Source organism: Ekhidna sp. (assembly GCF_039940915.1).
GTDB lineage: Bacteria > Bacteroidota > Bacteroidia > Cytophagales > Cyclobacteriaceae > Ekhidna.
The window spans coordinates 40,889-64,155 of sequence record NZ_JBDVFO010000003.1 but is presented as its reverse complement, the minus strand read 5'-3'; the positions used below and the strand labels follow the sequence as shown (position 1 = coordinate 64,155).

Genomic DNA, 23,267 nt, shown 5'->3' with positions numbered 1-23,267 from the left:
TCATCCTACCAGAAGAAAACGGAATTCATCTTACCACTTCCGCAACTATTTTAGCTGAATATTATCCTTCAGCCTTACATGTTCCTTCTACATTGGAATAGATTCTTCATTTCGTTCAGGGTTTCAGAACAATGGTTTACATATTCTACTGTAGTGTCCTAGATCCCTTATTTCCAAGGGATTGTGGCGGATAGGTTCAGCTACATATTACGCCTATATTGTCCTCCAACCTCAAACATGGCATGCGTGATTTGTCCCAATGAGCAATACTTGCTCGCCTCCATCAATGTGGCAAACGTATTTTCATTGTGAAGTGCGGTTTCTTGCAACTGGCCTAAAATTTCCTCTGTCTTACTCTTATTGCCATCCTTCAAGGCATTCAGATTGGTGATTTGCTGCTCTTTTTCTTCCTGAGTAGCTCGTATCACCTCATCGGGGATAATCGTTGGAGACCCTTTAGAAGAAAGGAAGGTGTTCACTCCTATGATTGGCAATTCTCCTGTATGCTTCTTCATCTCATAATAGAGGGACTCTTCCTGAATCTTACCTCGCTGATACATGCTTTCCATGGCTCCAAGCACACCTCCTCTTTCAGTGATTCGGTCAAACTCAATCATGACTGCCTCCTCTACCAAATCGGTAAGTTCTTCTGTAATGAATGACCCCTGCATCGGATTCTCATTCTTAGCCAAGCCCAGCTCCTTATTGATGATCAGCTGGATGGCCATCGCACGTCTAACGGATCCTTCTGTAGGAGTGGTGATGGCTTCATCGTATGCATTGGTGTGTAATGAATTACAGTTGTCATAAATCGCATAAAGTGCCTGCAACGTAGTTCGAATATCATTGAAATCAATCTCTTGGGCATGCAAGGAACGTCCGGAAGTCTGTATGTGATATTTCAGCTTTTGTGCACGCTCGTTCGCCCCATACTTCAGCTTCATTGCCTTCGACCAGATGCGCCTGGCTACACGCCCAATCACTGCATACTCTGCGTCTACTCCATTGGAGAAAAAGAATGAAAGATTCGGCGCAAAGGCGTTGATGTCCATTCCTCTGGATAGGTAGTACTCAACAAAGGTGAACCCATTTGCTAATGTGAATGCCAGCTGTGTTATTGGATTTGCTCCGGCTTCTGCAATGTGATAACCTGAGATCGAAACGGAGTAGAAATTTCGCACCATGTTGTCAATGAAATATTGCTGGACATCCCCCATGAGTCTCAATGAAAACTCCGTTGAGAAAATACAAGTATTCTGCGCCTGATCTTCTTTCAGAATGTCTGCCTGCACGGTTCCACGAACCGATGAAAGCGCTTTCACTTTCATCTCCTGATAGACATCCGCTGGAAGCACCTGGTCTCCTGTCACTCCGAGAAGCATTAAACCTAGCCCATCATTACCTTCTGGTAAATCACCATGATAGACGGGTCGTGCAACTCCCTTTTCTTTATATATCTTCTCAATTTTAGCATCCACTTCCTTCTGCAAGCCATTTTCCATGATGTACTTCTCGCATTGCTGATCAATGGCGGCATTCATAAAGAATGCACAAATTGTGGCTGCCGGACCATTGATAGTCATCGACACGGAAGTCGTGGGATCGCATAGATCGAAACCAGAATACAGCTTTTTTGCATCGTCAAGGCAACAAATGCTCACACCTGAATTTCCGATTTTTCCATAAATATCTGGACGATGGTCTGGATCTTCACCGTAGAGCGTCACTGAATCAAAAGCGGTAGAAAGTCTTGCTGCTGGTAGCCCCTGAGATACGTAGTGAAAACGTTTATTCGTTCGCTCGGGTCCGCCTTCTCCTGCAAACATCCGCGTTGGGTCTTCTCCTTTACGCTTAAATGGAAAAACGCCTGCAGTGAATGGGAATTCACCTGGAACGTTTTCCTGCAAACTCCAGTGTAAAACATCCCCCCAGCCTTCGTATTTTGGAAGTGATACTTTTGGCACTTTAGTCTGAGAAAGCGTGGCTGTCGTTGTCTCTACTTTGATTTCTTTGCCCCGTACCTCATAGGTGTACTCATCACCTTCATAGTTTGCTTTTTTAGCTTCCCACCCTTCGATGATCTTTAAGTTGTGAGGATCGAGATCAAGTTTCAATTCTTCTTTGGCCTTATCAATTGCGGCTAAAGCATCCTTCTGATCTTTTAGAATCTCACCGGATTTACCCAAGCTGTAAAGCTTTTGTGCTACTTCACGCTGCTCAATAGCCTTGTCATTGTAAGCTCTTATGGTCTCTGTAATTTCAGAAAGGTATCGCGTTCTTTTGGGTGGGATGATGAATACCTTTTCACTCATCTCCTCTGTACTGGCAAAGGATGACTTTAAGTCTGTATCGGTCTTTTCAGCTATCAGGTTCATCAGTGATAAATACAGCTGATTCATGCCTGGGTCATTGAATTGCGAGGCAATGGTTCCGAAAACTGGTAAATCTTCTGCCTTGGCATTCCAAAGCTGGTGATTGCGCTGATATTGCTTTTTCACATCTCTTAGTGCATCCAATGCACCGCGCTTGTCAAATTTATTGAGCGCGATGATGTCCGCAAAATCCAGCATATCTATTTTTTCCAGCTGCGTGGCTGCCCCATACTCTGGAGTCATCACGTACAGCGAAGCATCCGAGTGGTCGGTAATTTCCGTATCCGACTGACCAATACCTGAAGTTTCCAGGATGATCAGGTCAAAGCCCGCAGACTTCACAATGTCAATTGCATCCTGTACATACTTAGAAAGCGCCAAATTGGACTGACGTGTAGCCAGTGAACGCATGTATACGCGTTCATTGAATATCGCATTCATGCGAATACGATCACCGAGCAATGCCCCACCTGTTTTTCGCTTGGATGGGTCAACGGAGATTACTGCAATGTTTTTGTCCTTGAAGTCTACTAAGAAACGACGCACCAGTTCGTCTACCAATGACGATTTACCAGCTCCCCCTGTTCCTGTTATTCCCAAAACGGGGGTATTTGCTGCTTCCTTACGGAGCGCCTCCATCTCTTCTCGGTTTTGATCCGGATAGTTTTCCGCTGCTGATATGACGCGCGCAATTGCTGCGTGATCTTTTGTATTGATTTTCTTGACCTGACCATTCAAATTTTCTCCAACAGCAAAATCACTTTGCTTCACCAGGTCATTAATCATTCCCTGAAGCCCCATGGCACGTCCATCATCTGGCGAATAAATACGCGTAATGCCATGGTCGTGCAATTCTTTGATTTCCTCTGGAAGGATGGTACCACCTCCTCCTCCAAAGAGTTTGATATCTGCTCCCCGCTCCTTGAGCAAGTCGTACATATATTTGAAATACTCCACATGACCACCTTGATAAGATGTGATGGCTATGGCTTGTGCATCTTCTTGTATCGCACAGTCCACGATCTCCTGCACGGAGCGGTTGTGCCCGAGGTGGATTACCTCACAGCCTGTAGACTGGATGATCCGTCGCATGATGTTGATCGCTGCATCGTGCCCATCGAAAAGGGATGCAGCTGTAACAATGCGAATGTGATTCTTGGGCTTGTAAATCTCAACTTCTGGGGTCATGTCGCTTCAATTTTTGAGAGGGTAAAGATACTGAAAATGAAGATGATTCGAATGTCTTTGGATAACCCACGCATTTGAAAAAGGTTCATTGGGTTTTAAATGAAAAAACTAATACTTCTTTGCATTTTTTGGCAAACAACAGAACTATTGGTCTAAGATTTTTCATCTTATTAAAGATTGGGGAGAGAACAATTCGAATAGATAACCATGCCTAAATCATTGGAATCGGCGGATGTAGCAGGTCTGGAAAATTCAGTCAAGTATTTTGGTGAGATTATTTACGTCCAATCCCCCTTACCCCCTTTCTCAAAGGGGGAATCCTTCTTGGTATGTTGGGATTAATTAGAATGTTCACCCTCTTTATGAAGGGTCTATTTTATAGAATCGCACAGATTCTACGAGATAATCAAATTACTATTCCCGTCATAAACTCACTTCCCCTTTCTCAAAGGGGGAATCCTTCTTTAGCATGTTGGGATTAATTAGGATATTCAATCCCTCTTTACAAGGGGGTGGCTCAATTTAAAAATTGAGTCGGGGGATTCGACACACTATCTATAGTTTTGACCCGTGTACTATCTACCCTATAATAAGAACCTGAAGCAGTTCTCGCGTGACCTCCGAAACAACAGCACTCTTGGAGAAGTCATCCTATGGAGAGAACTTAGGGCAGGATCAATCAAAGGGTATAAGTTCAATAGACAAAAGCCTCTGGATAATTACATTGTTGACTTCTATTGCAAAAAACTAAAACTAGTCATAGAGGTAGATGGAAGTAGTCACTATCACGAAGACGCTAGATTGCGAGATGAGGCACGTCAGAAAATTCTTGAAGCTATGGGTCTTATTTTTTTACGATTTGATGATCTTGATGTAAAGAAAAATATGGCTTTTGTCTTAGGTGAGATTTATCATCTTATTGAAGATTGGGAAGAGAATAATTTGAATGGTTAACCATGCCTAAAATCATTGGAATCGGTGGATGCAGCAGGTCTGGAAAATCCAGTCTTGCGCATCACATCAAAGAAAAGCTAGCTGATAAGCGAGTCTTACTGCTAGACATGGATGCTTTTGTACATCCAGCATCAGAGATTCCTAAGATCAGGGATCGAACGGACTGGGAACGGCCCGAGTCTGTTGATTTTGAACGGTTGATCCAAGCCATTAAGGATAGCAAAGACTATGACACGATTGTGGTGGAAGGAATTCTGATATTTGCCAATGAAACCTTGAGAAAGCTATTTGATACCACTATTCATGTAGAAATTTCGAAAGACACCTTTCTCGCCCGAAGAAGACTGGAGACTCGATGGGGAGACGAGCCTGAGTGGTTCCTTGAGCATGTGTGGAAATCATACCTACGCCATGGTCAGTTTCCTGAAGCTGATTTTGTCCTTTCAGGCAAAGCCCCAACCTCAATGCCTGTTATATCCGAAATTTTAGAAAGGTGTTGACTGGATTGCGAGTGGCCTGCTATTCATTCATATGATTGACCTTGTTCCTGTAACCTCACTCAATTGATCAAATAGCACTTGATAACCTGTCCTTCCTCAACACCCTTGTAGTTTTTCGCCTTCGGATATACTTATCTTTAAGCGCTAAACTTCTTAAAATGAAATACCTAATACTCATCTTATTTGTAATCGTCTTGGCAAGTTGCTCGGGCAATGTTTCGCAAGAAGCCTCGCAAGAAAAGCAACAGCCTGAAAAAAAGCAACGACCAATAGCGGTCGACAATGGAAAAATATTTACCGCAGGTAGCCAAAAGATGCTTTATGGCGGTCAAGACAGTGCCCAGCATTTTGACATTACCAACAATGAGTTAAAGGATGAGCAGTTCCATTACGGTATCGGTCGTGAGGTATTCCCCGCACTTTTAGATCCTGAATTTATCACTGTTTCAGCAGCTGATAGTCAATGGCATGATACTACACGTTTTCTGGTTGCCTATGCTGGTGATGAAGTGAAAGCGTATGCAGTCCCTGATCTCACCAGGCATGAAGTGGTCAATGATAGCCTGAATGGAAAGCCAATCATGGCTGCTTACTGCATACTAGCTGATTTAGGAGCTATTTATGATCGCCAATATGGTGATAAGACCCTGACCTTTGCCTTGAGCGGCTATACCTATTTTGATGAAAACGTATGGGATGGATTGGACGGATTTGTGTTCTGGGATCGTGAAACTGAAAGTCTTTGGTGGCCATTGATCGGGAGAGCTGTTTCAGGACCGCTGAAGGGTGTCCAACTTCTTGAAATGGACAAACAGTATTGGAAGGATACCGATTGGGCAACAGTGAAGGAAAAATATCCGAGTGCACAGGTGATGCAATCAGGGCAAGATTTTGAACGACCTAATGCATGGCCTGCATTGACGGATGTAAGCGAGATTGTTGAAACTTATCAATCTGCTCCTGGCAAAGGACAATCAAGGTGAGGTAGAGAATGGCCCAAAATCGCATCAAAAGAAACATAAAAGCTGCATTGGAAGAAACAGGGTTTGGCAGCAAGAGCTTCAGTGATATCGACCGACTGATTCTGGAAGATGGCTCGTTCAATGTGACCAAAAAAGGTGCAGGGTTCAAGGGGTTCAGCTTCTACTATTGGCTGCTCAATCTCCACTGGATACGTCTTTTACTCTATGGAATTATTGGATATTTCATCGTGAACCTACTCTTTGCCTGCTGTTACTACATAGCTGGACCGGAACAACTGACTGGTGGATTAGAACAGCGGACTGCAGCTGATTTATTCATGCACTGCTTCTATTTTTCAACTCAAACGTTGACAACCGTCGGGTACGGATTCATCAGTCCTGTAAAAGGTACCAGCAGCATGATAGCTGCCTTCGAAGCAATGTTAGGTTTACTTGGATTCGCGTTGGCTACCAGTGTACTCTATGGTCGTTTTTCTAAAGCTAAATCACGAATCTTGTTCAGCAAAAACATGGTGGTGAGTCCCTATCAAGGCATCAGAGGACTGAAATTTAGGATAGCTAATCCCAGAAAAAGCCAAATCATAGAACTCAAAGTGCGTGTGCTTTATTCACATCTTGAATTTGTCGAAGGAATCTCCAAACGAAGGTACACACCCTTGGATTTGGAGATTAGCTTCATCGACATGTTTCCTCTGCCCTGGACAATCGTACATCCACTGGACGAAAACAGTCCATTGAAAGGCAAAAGCCAAGCTGATCTTGAGCGAGAACAAACAGAGTTTATCATCATCCTGAAAGGGTATGATGACACCTTCAATCAATACGTACATCAGATCAACTCTTACCGGGCAAATGAGGTGCTATTCAATGCTGATTTTGAGCCTATGTTTGATACGAGCTATGAGACCTCCACAACTGTTCTACTTGACAAGATCAGTGATACAAAGAAGGCATAGTGTCGTGAAGTTGCGTAAGACTTCAAATTGAATTTACTTCCTTTGCTACATGATCCCATTGAAAATAGTCCTACTACAACTCATCCTATTCGTCTCATGCTCAAGTTCGGATACCAATGCTATCGCCCAAAAAGGGCAGGCTGATGTAACCAAGGTGTCTACTTCCGGTTCAGAAAACAGTTATACTTTTTTCGTTACGCTTGAGAGTCCAGATACGGGATGCGAACAATATGCAGACTGGTGGGAGGTTCTCTCTGAATCGGGTGACTTAATCTATAGAAGGATTCTACTGCATAGCCATGTCAACGAACAGCCGTTCACTCGAAGTGGAGGGGCCGTATCCATTGCTCAAGAACAAGTTGTATGGGTTCGCGCACATATGAACAACTCTGGATATGGCGGTAAAGTCATGAAGGGCTCAGTAAAAAGTGGGTTTATCTCCGCAGAATTTCCTGATAACCTTGGTGAAGGGCTGGACCTCATTGACCCACTGCCTACCGGATGTGCTTTTTGAGATAACGCCTATTTTTTTAGCCGTTTAACACCTCCTAATTGGGTTTAAATAATTTTTCAATTTTCACACCGTATTAATTCTCAAAATAGGGTTACAATCGAGTTCATAGAAATACCTTCGTATGATGAACTTGAACAACATCCGCAAAGAAGTGATGCAGACCCTCGAAAAATCGATGGATGAGTTACTCGGTAAATACCTGAAACCAATTGAAGAAATATGGCAGCCATCAGACATACTTCCGGATTCTAGTTCACCTGATTTCACAGAAGAAATTCGTGACCTTCAAGGTCATTCGGCGGAGATGGACTATGATCTTTTTGCCGTACTTATTGGAGATACCATTACTGAAGAAGCCCTTCCAACTTATGAAGCCTGGTTAATGGACATGGACGGTGTGAATCAAGAAAACCGAAATGGATGGACTCAGTGGGTAAGGGCATGGACGGCTGAAGAGAACCGCCACGGAGATTTATTGAGTAAATACCTATACTTATCCGGCAGAGTAAACATGCGGGAAATGGAGGTGTCCACTCATCATTTACTCAATGACGGATTTGATATTCAGACTTCCAGAGACCCATATCGCAGCTTTATTTACACAAGCTTTCAGGAGTTGGCAACTAACATATCGCATAGAAGAGTAGCCAGTTTGGCCAAAAAAGCAGGAAACAATCTGCTGGCCAAAATGTGTGGCATCATTGCCTCTGATGAGGCGAGACATGCCAATGCATATAAAAGCTTTATCAAAAGCATTTTTGAAATTGATCCAAGTGAGGTGATGATTGCCTTCGAAGATATGATGCGGAAAAAGATTGTGATGCCAGCTCATTTCCTAAGAGAATCGGGCGGAAAGATTGGCGATCTCTTTAAGCACTTTTCTGATGCTGCTCAACGCACCATGGTATACACTACTCATGATTACATTGACATTCTGCATTCACTGATCAAAGAGTGGAACATTGAGAATATCGGTGGTATTAATGAAAAAGCGGAAGAAGCCAGAGATTACCTGATGGCTCTTCCTCAAAGACTCGAAAGGCTATCTGAGCGAGTGAAAATACCTGAAAAGCAATTTCAATTCAAATGGATTGCTGGCTAGCTTTCTTCTAAAGTTGCAAAGACGTTATCCAAACTACTTGAAGAGATTTTTTTGGACCAATGAAAAACGAAATCTTCCAACTCACACTTGTCGTGCGAGAGTATGATGAAGCCATCAGCTTTTATACCGAAAAGCTGGGTTTCGAGCTACTGGAGGATACCGTACTCAGTGAAAGCAAGCGATGGGTAAGGGTCTCGCCTCCTGGCTCTCGTATGTCTTTACTTTTTGGCAAAGCTGCCAGCGAAGAACAACAAAAGTCCATAGGCAATCAGACAGGTGGCCGTGTTTTTCTTTTCATGTACACGGATGACCTGGATGGATACTATGCCCAACTCAAAGCGGGTGGAGTAGAAATCGTGAGAGAACCATCTGAGGAGTCTTTTGGAAAAGTTTTGGTTTTCGCTGATCTCTATGGAAACTTGTGGGACCTGATAGAACCTCCTAAAACGTAAACGAACTACTTTCAAAGTAGATGAGTTAGGTAAAAAATCAATCGAGCCGATGCAAACCACCATATCTTTCCTAGAAAATCTTAGTAAAAACAATAACCGGGAATGGTTTCAAGCCAATAGAGACCGCTATGACGAGGCTCATCAGGAAATGATTGCCTTTGCTGATCAGCTTCTGGCAGAGATGAACAAACACGATGTGATAGAGACCCCTACTGGCAAAAAAAGTCTTTTCCGCATTTATAGAGACGTTCGTTTTGGAAAGGATAAAACTCCTTACAAGACACACTGGGCAGGCTACCTACGGCGAACGGGAGCAGATCGACGCGGGGGCTATTTTTATCGGATTGGTCTAGATGGAGCATACGTCATGGGCGGCTTCTTCAATCCAAATGCACAGGATCTACTCCACATTCGAAATCAAATAGCCCAGGACGCCGATTTTTTTCGAGAGGTAATTGATTCCAATTCATTCAGGAAATTTTTCGGCGACTTGCATGGCGATCAGCTAAAAACTGCTCCACGAGGGTTTGAAAAAGATCATCCTGATGTTGACTTGTTGCGCTACAAGCAGTTTATTGTCAAACATGGTTTTGCTTTGTCGGACATGCATTCTTCGGATTTTCCTAAAAAAATGTCAGGCGCTTTTCAACAAATGCGTCCCTTTTTCGATTGCATGACAGAAATCCTAACAACTGATCTGAATGGAATTTCTTTGATTTAAAATTCAATTCGTATTTTTCAGAAAACAGACAGTCACTCAATCTCAGTAAATGATTTTTGAAGCCCATCAATTACCAGATCAGCTATCCCTATATGTTGAATCTATTTTTCATTTTAAAAATTTCATCCCAGATCACTCCATCGAGCGAGTCGTTCCTACAGGGCATATCTTCGTCATCTTTGAGCTGGATGGTTTCACGCGAAACACCTTTGATAACGAAACGCTAAAGCCCAACGCTACCTATGAGCAGGCTTGGGTATCAGGAGCACATAAAGATTACCTCTCTATATCTGCTCACGAAAACTCCGAGATGTTTGTCGTGCAGTTCAAACCGTTTGGCGCCCATCCTTTCCTACACATTCCTCTGGAGAAAATCACTGGAAAAGTAGTGCCCGCAGAAGACATCTTTGGTGATGAAATGCGCTTGCTTCGAGAAGCTATTCTGAATGAAGAAAGTTCTGCCGACAAATTCTTAAAGGCTGAAGAGTGGCTGCTCACCAGGTTTCATGAGCATATGGCACCTCCTCAAGTATTCGTTGAGTTTTACGAAGAACTGCAAAAAGCTCCGGCAGCTAATTATCCATTGATTGTGGAAAACTATCCCAATACACAGAAGCATTTAATAGATCAATTCAAGAAATATGTGGGTCTTACGCCTAAAGTATCACAGCGTATCCTCCGTTTCAATGAGATTCTTCTAAAAGTCCACAAAAAAGAAATGATTTCATGGGCACAGATCGCCTATCAATGCGGTTTTACTGATCAATCGTACTTTATCAAGGAGTTCAGACTTTTTTCAGGGTTCAATCCTGAAGAGTTCATCGAACAGGATTTTAATCAAGAGGATGATCCCAATTTTTTTCCCCTGGATCGGAGAGGTTAATTTTTTACTATGGTGACCCAAAGCCTGTTGCTAACCTTGTCAAAAAAATAAATGACATGGATTTAACAACAGCACTACAAAACATCAATTGGCTATCTGTAATTATAGCCGCAATCTCAACATTTTTAGTTGGAGGCATCTGGTACGGTCCTCTTTTTGGCAAAGCCTGGATGCAAGCTTTTGGATACACGGAAGAGTATCTAAAAAGACGCAGCATTCCCAAAACATTTGGTGGGTCTCTCCTCTTAGCTTTTGTGGCATCTCTCATCCTGGAGATGTTCATAGGACCGGAAGCAGACATAGTATTTGGAACCATGGCAGGCTTTTTCGCTGGCATTGGGTGGGTCGCCACATTTCTAGGCATATTATATCTTTTCGAAATGCAGTCGCTTAAAGTCTACCTGATCAATGCAGGATATTGTGTGCTTTCGCTCACATTGATGGGACTCATACTTGGAAGCTGGTAACCAAAAACATCAAGAAAATGGAAAAGGGTTTATTAGAAAAAACAGGAAAGCCGCTAGAACACTGGATTCAGGTGGTTGCAGATTCGAAAATCGAGAAACACAAAGCAATTATTGATTTCTTAAAGGCAAAGCATGGTTTTACGTATGGGTATGCGAACTTCATAGCCATGAAGGCACGCAAAGCGGATGCAGCCTCACATAATCCGGAAGATTTACTTGCGAATCAATACGCGGGGAAAGAAGTACTTCGCCCGATTTATGACAAACTTGTATCGGTTATTTCTGCATTCGGAAATGACATCACACAAACGCCTAAGAAAGACAGTGTAAGTGTGATTCGAAAGAAGCAATTTGCCTTGATCAAGCCCGCTACAAAAACGCGAATAGATCTTGGATTAAAACTCAAGGGAAAGCCGACAACCGAAAAGCTGGGTGATTCCGGGCCTTTTGGCAGCATGTGTACGCACAGGGTTCAACTCACTTCTGTAGACCAGGTAGATGATGACTTGGCGGGGTGGCTTAAAGAAGCCTACGAGGCAGCGCTTTAAGCTTAAGTTAAGTAGAGCAAAGGATATGCATTCTTTGCTCTACTTTTTCACCCATGACTTTGCCAGAGTTTATCAGACTCTCGATTGCATTCTTTGCCAGACATAATAACATTCAGTAGATGACCCTAACACCATCAGTTCTTTTGAGAAATCCCATTAAATAATCCAATGAAGATGGAAGTGTAATTTTCACCCTGGTAGATTACGATGCGGGTGGGTTACTTATGATACTCTACTATGATAATTCCCCCACCCTTGCATCGAATCTCTAACCAATCAGTTACAAAAGCTCGATAGTTTCTCTTATTATTCGCTGAAAATCGGAAACCCAGTTGCAACTTTTTAGAATGCGAATGAGTCATAAATCTAAATCCATCAATTAGAAAACACTTATAGGAAATGTGTACATTTTGTGTACTTGTTATATTTAATTGAAAAAGAAGTCGAGACTAATAAACATTTCGATGCGGGTGGGTTCTTATGATACTCTACTATGATAATTCCCCCACCCTTGCATCGAATTTTTTAAAACTCTTCAATAACTTGACATCACTAATTTTTGCTGCTGATAATCGATAATCGCTCCATGGGATCGAAGAAAATCGTTTCCCAGGATTCCTAAAACACGCTGATGACTTTGAGATAAAATGCGATTGAGACGACTTAGGTCTGATGCAGAAAAACTGAAGGAACTGCTAGCTAGTGCTCCTTGCATGGCAAAAGATACCTCGGAGGTTTTCATGAGTTGAGATCTACCGCCAAAACCGGTCAATTTATTATCTACATCTATTGAATAGGTGAAATCGTATTTCTTCGATTGCGTGAAATCTAACAGTGAAACACTCGCTCCTGTATCGACGATAAATTTTGACCATTTATCGTTTACATAAGCCTCTACGATGATGATGTTATGATGGACTTCAAAATCCACCGAAGCATTTTCTTTCCCCGACTCCAATACCGCATCTCTGGTACATCCACTTAGGATAAAACCAATCAAAAAAGCTATTGTCGTTTTGTGAATCATTACTAGCTGAAACGCATACGCATATCATTCAGCCAATAGGAAGGGACAAACAGGAAATGAAGTGATGAAAAGTTCAATGACCTCCCATTGACATAAAAAACTTCCGCTATGTCTTTACTTTTATCGATAAGTATTCCTTGATATCTGATGCAAAACTCCTACCTGAGACAAGTTTTGTTGCATTGCATAACTCAAATTCATACTCCCCTTTTCCAATGTATTGGACAGCATTGATATTTGTCAGGTTGACAATATACGATCGATGGATGCGAATAAATTCCATGTTGCTCAACTCTTTTTCGAGTTTCTTCATGGTCTCCTTATAAATGTAGAATCTGCTCTTCAGATGAACCTTACAATAATTACCATGTGCTTCAAAAAGTAGGATATCCGGATAGTCAATGAATACATCCCATCCCTTTTCTGTGATCTTTATTTGATTGACCTCTGACTGAGAAGGCTGTTCTTCTCGTTTCATGAGGTCAGAAATTTGCTGATTGATGACCGAGGATCTTCGAAGAGATACAAATTCCTTTGCTTTCTCAGTCACCTTATAAAATCTTGAATTTTCGTATGGTTTTAGTATATAGTCAATGGCATTATACTCGAATGCCTTCAGTGCAAAATCATCATAGGCAGTGACAAAAACCACATACGGATTGCAATCTGACGGCAATTGAGAAAGCACATCAAAACCCGTTCCATCTGGCATTTTGATATCTAAAAACACCACATCCGGCTTTTTGAATTGGAGCATCTTCAGCGCTTCTTCCACGCCGGTGACCTCACCCACTATTTCAAAAGTTGGATCATTCTTAATCAGTTTCTTGATTCTCGCTGAAGCATAGGGTTCATCTTCAACTAGGGCTACTGATATTTTCATTTTCTAGGGTTTTCTTACTTATCCTGATTTCCACAATAAATCCACTAGTTGCAGATTTGGAGTTGACATTCAACTCGTATCCCTCTCCATAAGATGCTGCGAGCCTTTGATTTATGTTGGATAAACCAATCCCAAAGGAAAAGCCAGCATCATTCTTTTTTCCTTCGCCATTGTCTTGGACTTCAATTATGACAGATTCTTCATTTTCGTAAGCTTTAATTGCTATTTCACATTCGCCTATCTTATTATAAAATCCATGCTTTACTGCATTTTCAACAGCTGGTTGCAGGAGAAGTGTAGGTACAAGGACATGTTTTACCTTAGCATCAATCGCAAATCGCGTAACTAACCTTCCTTTAAATCTTATTTGCTCAACCTCCAGATAAAGCTTCGCCAAATCGACTTCATCTTCCAGCGTGATCATTTGAATGTCTCCATCTTTCAGAATTTTCCGCAAAAGCAATCCGAGTTTTGCTATCATGCGCTGCGCCAATGGGATATCTTCTTCCATAAGAGCTGAAATTGTATTGAACGAATTGAATAAGAAATGCGGATGTAATTGATTTTTGAGTGCGCTCATCTGGGCTTTTACTAAATGAGCTTCAAGTTGCACATTGCGTAGTTTGGCTTTTCTTAATTTTTTCTTAGAATGAAAGTGAATGAGTAAAAATGAAATAACCCAGTACTCTACGAAAGTCTTTGACAAACCAAGAACACCAGACTTGACATCTAATTGGAACTGGCCTGCGAAATCTAAAACATATGCAGTGTAACACCCTCCATTGTAAATGAAGAGGCCGAGTATCTCATGTGCCAATGTAATAGCAATTCCAAGCACTGCGTATGCAGCATTTCTCCTCACTACATCCGTTACTTTATTCGCTTTCAAGAGCAGTTGAAAAAGTAGCGGAGAAAGCGCAAGCCAGACACTGTTATTCAATATAGGAAAGATGTACACTGCTTGATCCAGATTTGCTACTGATTCCGGGTCAGATTTGACAGATAGTAGCAGGTAGGTCTGTAGTCCGGTAAGAATTGCTACAACAATAGTAGCTATCAATGCGCTGCTAAAACGAATGGGCAGCATCCCAAAATATCTCTTTATACCATTGATCATACGCTGCAAGTTCACGCAAAATCATAGCCTATGGTTTATTTAATATTTGAACGGGATATTTAATGATGAACAGGAATTCAAACCGTCCTGCATGTACGTATCTGCCACTCGAACGGCATTCCTGCAATTGACTTCTCTCACTCGTTAACCAAAAAAAAATCCCAACCAGAAGGTAGGGATTTCATACGACTTAAACTCTACTACTGGATAAAGTCAATCTCCAGATTTTTGATATCATTCGGTACAAATGGACTCATTCCTGAAAGGTCAACGAAGCTATCGCTGAAGCTTGCTGGCTTATTGTCCGTCCCGGAAGTAATGAATCCGTCATTATTGAAGTACGCAGGAGACAATGCCTCTGCGAGTATTGCATCAATGATCGCTTGATCCAGGTTTGCTACCTCATTGATCTCTGCCTCCAGTACTTTAAATACAGAGTATTGATCTCCCGGCTCAAAAGTATTGACAGTGACGGATGATGGTGGAAGCCATAGGTTTGCCACACCCAAATCCGTTGATTCATCTCCTCTAGCTACAAAGGCATAATTACGTCCTCCGGTGAAGTTGGGATCAATTATCTCAATGTTTGGGTGATTGGAATTGCCCCTTACATCAACCACGTCGCCTTTCTTACCTACAAACATCTTCAGGTTGTCAATATCTCCGTTTTCAACTACTTCAATTCCAGCTATAGAGACAATCATTGTAGCATCATACGTTGCATCATCTTCGCTATAGTCGATTCTAACCAATGCATTTGGCTCACTATCTTGATCAGATCGATCAATATTGTAAGGTTTTAGAATGGCAAATCCCTCCACCGGGTCGTTGTTCCACAAGAGCTGAAGCGCCATCTCATTGGCTGCCACATCTATCATGGTCATTTCATAATCGTAAGAAACACCTCCGCGTGTAACTCCTTCAGTAATGTCTATCCGCTTTTCTCGCTCGTCGTCTTCACTTTCAAATGTGTATGATCTTATATTTTGAATTTCCAAGGCCACTCCCACCAGTAAAGTGAATTCGATGATTTCGGCAGACTCTTCGCCTATGTTAATAAAGTGTCGTAGGCTTTCATAGATTTCATTGCCTTCGATTACACCATCTCCATCCCCGGAAACTCTACCACTCAACCCTCCTGCATTTGCACTGATGGATTGAGGAATTTCTACTGAAAAATCAGATGGAATGTCTACTGAGCTTTTAACCTCATCATCACTCCCGCATGATGTCAGAAACAAAAAGCCAGCGAATAAGAATAATAATTTAAAATATTTCATAGTGGTAAATTTTAGTATTAGTACAAATTTTAACGCAACCACCCTACCCAGTTTAGATAAAAATATTAAAAATCACCCGCTGTTCCATTTCTACTTACTCAAAAATGCGGGTGCGGATTTGACATAAATGTGATTAATCGATTTAATTTCGAGGCAAACGCGCAAACGATGATCGAACATAAGGGAGCTAGCATACAGGAACTTTTCTTTCAAAAAATTGAAGAAGAAAGTACCGATCATTACCTCAAGCAGGAGGAGTTTTCGCCAAGTGAGGAGGAGACCCTTAAAAATGTGTTCCTTAAACCGTTTACAGCCTCAACAAACACTTATCAGTTTGCACACAATGTGGACTTGGAGCTTAACGTGCTATACAAGCTTTCGCAGGAAATAAAAAACAAGGAAACCATTGGTGAAACCTATGAAGGAATCATTTCGCACCTGAGGACCAGTTCTCGACACCCAAACATCAAAGAAGGCGAATTATTCATCGTACGTTTTAGCGACATTTTTATTGAGGATAAGACAGTGGATGGGCTCGGGATTTTTAAAATAGAAAAGAAAGATCCGTTCATTGAAACTCCAGATTGGACCAAGGAGCCAACTTTACTTTTTAAGGAAGGCATAGGTGAAAAGAAACTTGATAAAGCTTGTCTCATTCTATTTGATGAGGACCCATTCACCATTCTTGCTTATGATAACAACAATAGTGAAGCAGTCTACTGGAAAAACGATTTCATCAACCTCGACTTTAAGAAAGATCATGTAAACAACACCAATCATTTTCTGGAAATGACCAAATCATACATTACTTATCAAATGCCAGAAGAGTTTGAAGTATCCAAAACAGATCAAATTGATCTGTTAAATAAATCCATTAAGTATTTCAAAGAGGCAGAAACGTTTGATAAGGGAGAGTTTGAACTATCCGTTTTTGGGCAAGAAGAGGAAGCCGTTAAATCATTTCGCTATTTTGATCAGCAGTATCAGGAAGACATGGATTTAGAACTTGAAGATAATTTCAAGATTGCGGTTCAGTCAGTCAAAAAGCAAGCTCGGATTTTCAAGAGTGTATTAAAGCTGGATAAAAACTTTCACGTTTATATTCATGGCAATCGAGAGTTGATCGAACAAGGCATTGACTCTGATGGGCGTAAGTTTTATAAGATTTATTATGAAAATGAATCTTGAGGTTTTGGTACGCCTCCTGGTTCAGCTGATAAATCTTCTATATTGACCTTGTTCCTGTTTAAGAAATCTATCGTTTCCTTCAGGTATGCATCCAAGGTGTTCGCGGACTTTTCTAAATATTGGGCAAACTCACGTTCTCTCCCATCCAACGATTCAGGATCCTGCAGTAATGAGGACAGTGCAATACAATTAGTTAATGGCCTTCTGATTTTGTGCGATAAGTCAAAAAGCATCTGTTCCAAAACCTCAGAATAAAGCTGCTTTTGCTCAAACGCTTTTCTTACCTCTGTAATCTCCTGTACCGTACCCATCATTCGAACGACCGCTCCTTTCTTGTCCACTGTGACTTGTCCTGCGGTTTCAACCCATATAAATTCTGTTCCTCTTTTTACTCTGTACTGGATAGCATTGTGCTTTCCATTCAACCCTTCGGCGAGCGTATTTTTCACAAGCGCTAAGTCTTCCTCATAAACGGCACTTTGCCATTTTTCAATTAAAGCTTCCGCACCACACTCATCCAGTCCAAATATTTCATACATCTGAGGTGACCAATAGAGAGTTCCATCTTTGACATCCCAATCCCAACTACCCACTTTTGCCACTTCTTGTGCTTTAATCAGTCTTTGCGTGACTAGACTAAGCTTTTTATCTCCATCCTCAATCAGCTTCCGCTGAAGGATATTCTCTCTTCTCAGTTCAATTAAGGCTACCACCCGCCTTCCAAGAATTTGCAGCACCCGCAATTCATTTTCACTAAGTTTTCTTGGCTTATCATCAATGATGCATAGCGTTCCTAAAGCAAAATTGTTTTTTGTCACCAATGGGAAACCTGCATAAAACCTAACATTGGGGTCGTTTATCACAAAAGGATTATTGGAAAAGCGTGGATCCTCCAGGGTATTTTCCACCACCATCACCTCATTCGGGTTTTCTATCGTAAAATGACAAAAAGAATGCTCTCTGGCCGTTTCACTGATATCTATCCCTTTTTTGGCCTTAAACCACTGCCTTTTTTCATCTATAAGCGTAATAAGAGAAATTGGCACCTGACACAGGTCAGATACCAGCTCGACTATCTCATCAAAATCTTTTTCAGATTCTGAATCAAGAATACCCAAACTCCTTAGCTCCTCTATTCGGTCTTGCTCTGACATATGCTATTAAAGATAGGGATTCGATTCATTTAGAACTTTCTCTTTCTACTAACTAATCTGATTCTCACTCCAATTTGGCTTTTTCTTCGAAGTGACAATGCGCCGAAGCATAACCTACACTACCAGAGAATGTTTTCGTAAAAAGATATTTAGAATCAGTCTTTAGAACAAATGCTTTCCTTCAAGCTTGTAAAATAGAATTTTTCGAAATTCTCCGGGCTCCTTTCCATTTAAGAGTTTAAGCGGTCCCTTCTCCTCAATCAGCTTGGCGAATCGCTCCTCAGACTTATCAAAGGCCTCTTTATCAGGGTATGTCGTTTTAAGAATAAGGTGAAATGGGGCATCATCACTTGCTTCAACTTCAATTATTTCAAACGAAGTAATATATCCGCTATCCAGTGCCATTTTACGAAGAATCAACCAATTATTTTCATAATAGAAAACAGCTTCCTCTCTGTTGTCATTCTGTATTTGCACAAAATCCAATGTTGAAACTTTCGCAGGCTGAGCAAAAGCCAGCATTGCGCATAGTAGAAAAAAAACTGGCGGAAAAATTCTCATAAGTAGTGGGTTTCAATTGTTAAACTACGTAAAACGAGTCAATCAATGCTTGAGTTTTTTCTGTACGAGCTTTCGCTGATACCTTCCTTGCACGATATCAATCACTACCAGAATAAAAATGATAAAGTAAAAAGTGGTCTTACTCATTGGTGTAATCTCATTTCCAAAAATCTTCAGATGAGCTAAATGCCCTCCCTCTGAAAGAAGCATCACTCCTACCAAAAAGAGAATGAAAAGCCCAAGCACTTCATAGAGTCTATTCTTTGCCAAAAACTTTGAAACACCGTCTGACAACCAGATCATGAGTCCGCCGCTAATGACAATAGCTGTGGCCATTACCCAGAATACATCACTCAGCGCCATTGCGCTTAGGATGGAGTCAAATGAAAATATAAGGTTCATTAACACAATCATTGTGATGGTTTTAGTCACACTCTGCCCCCTTTTTTCATCTCCAGCGTGCTCTTCCAGATACACGAGATGAAATATCTCTTTGACAGCTGTGTATAGAATAAAAGCCCCTCCAAAAAGTACTATTAAGCTATGAACACTAATAGCTCCGGAAATAAAATGAGAATCAAGTTCCAAAAATGGATCTTGAAAATATTTGATCACACTCACCAATACGTATAGCAAAATAATTCGCAACGCGATAGCGATACCAATACCTACAGATCGTACCATCCGCTGCTTCTCTAAAGGTGCGCGTTTGGACTCCAGTGAGATGTATAATAGGTTGTCAAAACCGAGAACGGCTTGCAAGAGAATGAGCATTAAAAGTGTGAAAATATTTTCTGCCATGATCAAATCATTAGATTGTAAGAAACAAAAATGTAAAAATTGCTGCAACTACGTGCGATTGAATTTCATTAGCCGTCTCCTCAGCAAGTAGCTCGTACGCGAATTTGCAATTCAATGAGTAATTCCGACGTGCATAATTTTTCCCTTCTCGGTCTTTGCCACATCGATGATATTTAATGTCGACGAATTATCCTGAATAAATTAACTTCACCCATGTGAGTGCTAACCATTGAACCAGCTAATTAGAAAAATACTGCCAGCGACTGATCGGTCGCTTAAGATCGAGAATCGATTATTTGAGATCACCCTAGGATTGACCGTTTTGGTCTTTCTATTTTGGTCAATCTATGGGCTAGTTGTTGGGTATCAATACTTTGTTCAGACTGTCTATATAAGTGGTACATTCATTTATGCCTCCTTATATTTTTTCCAGAAAAAAGGAGTTGGGTTTCGTATGCTTACCCTGATTTACTATTATCTTATTTTATTTCTCCTCGGCATTTCATGGTTACCATCCGGAGGAATAAAAGCCGCTATCCCTACGTTCCTTGTTCTTGTTTTTCTATCCGGCCTACTGGTTCTTCCACTCAAAGACTACCTCATCTTTATCCTTGCCACTTTCGCCCTAGTCCTGGGTTTAACACTGTTTGAGATTCAGAATCCATCAAGTGCAGCACCCTACCTAAGCAATGATTTGCTTATGCAAGACCTAGCTATTGCGACATTAACCTCTTTGGCAATTATGGGTATTTGCCTTTATGTTTTTAAGAAAAAGTATATCGATGACCGAAATGAACTTAGGAGAAGAAATAAAGAATTGGAACAAGAAAAGCGAAACGCTGAATCTACGGATCAAGCTAAAACCACCTTCCTTGCTACCATTTCGCATGAAATGCGAACTCCCTTAAACGGCATTGTAGGAATGACCGAATTATTGTCAAAGACAAAAATTAACAGTGAACAAAATGAGTTGATAGACAGTCTTGTTTACAGCAGCAATATCCTACACGGATTGATTAGCAATGTACTGGACATTACAACGATTGAAGCAGGTAAACTGAAGTTACAAATAAGTTCATTCGACATACTGAACGAGCTGCAAAGTGTCTGGCAGGTCTTTAATAAAAAAACCAGCGCGAACAGGAATTTAGAAATAGTAATTGATTTAGATGATCAACTGCCTAAATATGTAACAGGTGATCTTGCGAGGATCAGACAGGTATTGGTAAACCTGATGAATAATGCCGTCAAGTTTACCTATAAAGGTTCAATAACTTTGAAGGTAGATGTATTAGGTCAAGTTGGTGATGTTGTCTCTATCCAATTTTTAATCATAGATACAGGTGCTGGAATTCCGCTTGATAAACAACCTCATCTTTTTGAAACCTTCTACAAAGGCACTGATACTGATGGGTATGAGGGCACCGGACTTGGCCTTTCAATTGTAGAAAAGCTCGTGAAGCTCATGGGGGGTAAGATTGATTTTCAATCCACACCACATGAAGGATCTTCCTTCTTTTTCACTTTACCCTTAGGCATTTCGCAAAAGGACGACTTTGAAGACTTTGATCAAGTCGAAATACCAGGCCTTAGCAACCTAAAGGTTTTGATTGTAGAAGATGTCGAGATTAATAGATTGGTGGCTTCAAAAATGTTGTCCAGTTTAAAAATAAAAGACGTTGATATTGCCATAAATGGTACAGAAGGAGTTCAAAAAGCTCAAGAAAAATTGTATGACATTATCTTGATGGATCTCCAGATGCCAGATATTTCTGGCTTTGAAGCTTCAAAGAGAATTACAGCACACTATAAAGAAGCTAGCCAAAAGCCAATAATCATCGCTCTCACGGCAAATGCGATGAAAGGAAGTATGGAGGAATGTCTTGCTGTAGGAATGAGTGACTATGTCTTAAAGCCAATTAAGACAGATACCTTGAAGCAAGTTTTGATTAAATACCTAAAATAAACTTGGATGATCATCTTGAACTACCTACTCTTTGCTATTTTCTTATGCCTTTCAATCATTCATGTCAGCTGGGCTCTGGGCAGCTCATGGGGATTTGAAGATGCCATTCCTAAAAATGACAAAGGTGAATGGATGCTTAAACCCAAAAAACGCGATAGCCTCATCGTTGGGGCAGGCCTTTTACTCTTTGGCCTTTTCTATTTGATCACGGGAAATATTCTCCAGATTTCACTTCCTCCATTCGCCATCAAAGCTACCAGTTGGATGATACCCATTATTTTTCTTTTTCGAGCGATTGGTGATTTTAGATATATCGGGTTTACTAAAAAGGTGAAGACGACAGCCTTTGCAAGAAAGGATACGCTCTTTTACTCGCCACTCTGCTTAAGTATCGCTGTGATTGGTTTCATCCTCGGAATATCATAACTTATCCTATTCATTTTGCGAAATCCAACAAGTATGCCCATTGCGTATGTATATACATCTATCATTAAAAGCTAAATAAATGTTGAGTGAAAAAACAAACACCCTTAAATGGAGGGAAGTATATAGTCTTGCCGCGCTTAATGCCGCGGTAGTCATTAGCTGGATTGCATATCATGAGTACCAGCCAGTCTTAATGAAGAATCTGGGCATCACACACCTGGTTGATTTCATGATTATCGCTAAAGCAATCATTCTGGTAACTATTCCGCCAATTGCCGGATGGCTTTCTGATAAAATCCTTAAAAAGAACGGCAAATACCTAATCATATTCACTGTAGGAATTGGAGCTACGGCCATGGTTTTCATGGTTGTCGCCACTTTGATAGGCACTTCTCATATCATGGATGTCACAACCATTGTCCCATTTATGATTGTGATCTGGCTGATCAGTATGAACCTATTTATAAGTCCAGCTAATTCAATGATTGAAGCGTTTGCGCCAGTGCAGCAACTTCCCATTGTTGTTGGAGTTCTCTTTCTTGTGACGGAGCTATTGTACGCACTGGAGCCTGTGGTCGTCGCCTTGGTACTCTTCTTCGGGGACACATTGACGTTTGTGGTTGGAGGTGTCCTGATCTCCGTGACAGGATTCATCTTTCATAAGGTTTCGAGAGATGAAGTAATGCAGCGAAAATCTGAATTGATTGCCAATGACAGAGTGAAAAAACAAACGCCCATTTCTTACCTGGCAATTGTCATGGTTGGACTATTCTTAGGGTTGGGAAAAGCATTTCTCGTGGAGTTTTTGCCCGAGCATTTTGCTACACGGTTTCCTAATTTCACAGAATACGAAGGCTATATCTCATTTGCCATTCTTGGTCTCTGCGCCATTTCAGGATTTCTTATAAGTAAACGCATCTCCAGAGCTGATTTGAAAAACGTAATTATCAGCAGCTTTATCGTCCTGGCCGTTGGTGTTTTGGTCATGATTTTTTCATCCAGTCCATATGTGACCATACTGGCTGCTCTCATCATTGGAGCTGGTTTTACAATGGCCAATATCAGTGGACTGCCCTATGTAATTAAGCATCTTTCGGTGAGACACGTAACGTACGGTGTGGGCATCTACATTGGTGCTTCAGAAGTTCTGACAGGCCTTTTTGAATACATGCTTAGATAAAAAAGCTGCAAGTCTTTTGAAAGCCTCAATGATATTGGGGCTTT

The 23,267-nt window shown here is 41.2% G+C and carries 23 protein-coding genes; 15 read left to right on the top strand and 8 right to left on the bottom strand.

What is annotated here, in order from left to right; genetic code table 11:
* Positions 1-200: 200 nt before the first annotated feature.
* The gene (locus ABJF57_RS15105) at positions 201-3,560 is read right to left on the bottom strand and encodes a methylmalonyl-CoA mutase family protein (RefSeq protein WP_462232158.1); all 3,360 of its coding nucleotides are present in this window, start codon (positions 3,558-3,560) and stop codon (positions 201-203) included.
* Between the two features lie 570 nt (positions 3,561-4,130).
* On the opposite strand from ABJF57_RS15105, the gene ABJF57_RS15100 reads away from it, so the two are divergent.
* From ABJF57_RS15100 to ABJF57_RS15050, 11 genes are all read left to right on the top strand, one after another.
* Positions 4,131-4,514: an endonuclease domain-containing protein gene (locus tag ABJF57_RS15100; RefSeq protein ID WP_462232157.1), complete on the top strand. Its 384-nt coding sequence runs from the start codon at positions 4,131-4,133 to the stop codon at positions 4,512-4,514.
* A gap of 2 nt (positions 4,515-4,516) precedes the next feature.
* Positions 4,517-5,014 carry a nucleoside/nucleotide kinase family protein gene (locus tag ABJF57_RS15095; protein WP_462232156.1) on the top strand — a complete coding sequence of 166 codons (498 nt, stop codon included), beginning with the start codon at positions 4,517-4,519 and terminating at the stop codon, positions 5,012-5,014.
* A 158-nt stretch (positions 5,015-5,172) separates the two neighbouring features.
* A complete protein-coding gene (locus ABJF57_RS15090) occupies positions 5,173-5,997 on the top strand; it encodes a DUF3179 domain-containing (seleno)protein (RefSeq protein WP_462232155.1) in 825 nt (274 codons plus the stop codon).
* A gap of 8 nt (positions 5,998-6,005) precedes the next feature.
* Positions 6,006-6,953, top strand: a complete 948-nt coding sequence (locus tag ABJF57_RS15085; RefSeq protein ID WP_462232154.1) for an ion channel — start codon at positions 6,006-6,008, stop codon at positions 6,951-6,953.
* 58 nt (positions 6,954-7,011) lie between these two features.
* Positions 7,012-7,467, top strand: a complete 456-nt coding sequence (locus ABJF57_RS15080) for a hypothetical protein (RefSeq protein ID WP_462236612.1) — start codon at positions 7,012-7,014, stop codon at positions 7,465-7,467.
* Between the two features lie 124 nt (positions 7,468-7,591).
* A complete protein-coding gene (locus ABJF57_RS15075; RefSeq protein ID WP_462233164.1) occupies positions 7,592-8,569 on the top strand; it encodes an acyl-ACP desaturase in 978 nt (325 codons plus the stop codon).
* A gap of 59 nt (positions 8,570-8,628) precedes the next feature.
* On the top strand, positions 8,629-9,021 hold the full coding sequence (locus ABJF57_RS15070; RefSeq protein WP_462232152.1) for a VOC family protein: 393 nt from the start codon (positions 8,629-8,631) through the stop codon (positions 9,019-9,021).
* A gap of 49 nt (positions 9,022-9,070) precedes the next feature.
* A complete protein-coding gene (locus ABJF57_RS15065; RefSeq protein ID WP_462232151.1) occupies positions 9,071-9,742 on the top strand; it encodes a DUF2461 domain-containing protein in 672 nt (223 codons plus the stop codon).
* 49 nt (positions 9,743-9,791) lie between these two features.
* Positions 9,792-10,625: a DUF6597 domain-containing transcriptional factor gene (locus tag ABJF57_RS15060; RefSeq protein ID WP_462232150.1), complete on the top strand. Its 834-nt coding sequence runs from the start codon at positions 9,792-9,794 to the stop codon at positions 10,623-10,625.
* Positions 10,626-10,681: 56 nt separating this feature from the next.
* Entirely contained in the window at positions 10,682-11,092 is a 411-nt protein-coding gene (locus ABJF57_RS15055; RefSeq protein ID WP_462232149.1) for a DUF1761 domain-containing protein, read from the top strand.
* A gap of 17 nt (positions 11,093-11,109) precedes the next feature.
* Positions 11,110-11,640 (top strand): DUF5655 domain-containing protein, encoded by a 531-nt coding sequence (locus ABJF57_RS15050; RefSeq protein WP_462232148.1) that lies wholly within the window; start codon positions 11,110-11,112, stop codon positions 11,638-11,640.
* Positions 11,641-12,175: 535 nt separating this feature from the next.
* On the opposite strand, the gene ABJF57_RS15045 is transcribed toward ABJF57_RS15050, so the two are convergent.
* The 4 genes from ABJF57_RS15045 to ABJF57_RS15030 form a co-directional block, all read right to left on the bottom strand.
* Positions 12,176-12,667: an aspartyl protease family protein gene (locus ABJF57_RS15045; RefSeq protein ID WP_462232146.1), complete on the bottom strand. Its 492-nt coding sequence runs from the start codon at positions 12,665-12,667 to the stop codon at positions 12,176-12,178.
* Between the two features lie 106 nt (positions 12,668-12,773).
* Positions 12,774-13,550 (bottom strand): LytR/AlgR family response regulator transcription factor, encoded by a 777-nt coding sequence (locus tag ABJF57_RS15040; protein ID WP_462232144.1) that lies wholly within the window; start codon positions 13,548-13,550, stop codon positions 12,774-12,776.
* On the bottom strand, positions 13,525-14,667 hold the full coding sequence (locus ABJF57_RS15035; RefSeq protein WP_462232142.1) for a sensor histidine kinase: 1,143 nt from the start codon (positions 14,665-14,667) through the stop codon (positions 13,525-13,527). Before ABJF57_RS15035 ends, ABJF57_RS15040 begins: the two co-directional genes overlap by 26 nt.
* Positions 14,668-14,867: 200 nt before the next feature.
* Complete coding sequence (locus ABJF57_RS15030; protein WP_462232140.1) at positions 14,868-15,947, bottom strand: hypothetical protein; 1,080 nt, start codon at positions 15,945-15,947, stop codon at positions 14,868-14,870.
* A gap of 168 nt (positions 15,948-16,115) precedes the next feature.
* Between ABJF57_RS15030 and ABJF57_RS15025 the strand changes: the two genes are divergently transcribed.
* The gene (locus ABJF57_RS15025; protein WP_462232138.1) at positions 16,116-17,135 is read left to right on the top strand and encodes a nucleoid-associated protein; all 1,020 of its coding nucleotides are present in this window, start codon (positions 16,116-16,118) and stop codon (positions 17,133-17,135) included.
* Here ABJF57_RS15025 and ABJF57_RS15020 read toward each other — a convergent pair.
* The 3 genes from ABJF57_RS15020 to ABJF57_RS15010 all read right to left on the bottom strand — a co-directional run bounded on the left by ABJF57_RS15020 (position 17,117) and on the right by ABJF57_RS15010 (position 19,651).
* Positions 17,117-18,289 (bottom strand): GAF domain-containing protein, encoded by a 1,173-nt coding sequence (locus ABJF57_RS15020; RefSeq protein ID WP_462232136.1) that lies wholly within the window; start codon positions 18,287-18,289, stop codon positions 17,117-17,119. The two genes, ABJF57_RS15025 and ABJF57_RS15020, sit on opposite strands and share 19 nt — an antisense overlap.
* Positions 18,290-18,451: 162 nt before the next feature.
* The gene (locus ABJF57_RS15015; protein WP_462232134.1) at positions 18,452-18,850 is read right to left on the bottom strand and encodes a hypothetical protein; all 399 of its coding nucleotides are present in this window, start codon (positions 18,848-18,850) and stop codon (positions 18,452-18,454) included.
* A gap of 42 nt (positions 18,851-18,892) precedes the next feature.
* Positions 18,893-19,651 carry a TerC family protein gene (locus ABJF57_RS15010; RefSeq protein WP_462232132.1) on the bottom strand — a complete coding sequence of 253 codons (759 nt, stop codon included), beginning with the start codon at positions 19,649-19,651 and terminating at the stop codon, positions 18,893-18,895.
* A gap of 229 nt (positions 19,652-19,880) precedes the next feature.
* Between ABJF57_RS15010 and ABJF57_RS15005 the strand changes: the two genes are divergently transcribed.
* From ABJF57_RS15005 to ABJF57_RS14995, 3 genes are all read left to right on the top strand, one after another.
* Positions 19,881-21,617 (top strand): ATP-binding protein, encoded by a 1,737-nt coding sequence (locus ABJF57_RS15005; RefSeq protein ID WP_462232130.1) that lies wholly within the window; start codon positions 19,881-19,883, stop codon positions 21,615-21,617.
* A 6-nt stretch (positions 21,618-21,623) separates the two neighbouring features.
* Positions 21,624-22,043 (top strand): DUF3995 domain-containing protein, encoded by a 420-nt coding sequence (locus ABJF57_RS15000; RefSeq protein WP_462232128.1) that lies wholly within the window; start codon positions 21,624-21,626, stop codon positions 22,041-22,043.
* 79 nt (positions 22,044-22,122) lie between these two features.
* The gene (locus ABJF57_RS14995) at positions 22,123-23,223 is read left to right on the top strand and encodes an MFS transporter (RefSeq protein ID WP_462232126.1); all 1,101 of its coding nucleotides are present in this window, start codon (positions 22,123-22,125) and stop codon (positions 23,221-23,223) included.
* Positions 23,224-23,267 lie beyond the last annotated feature (44 nt).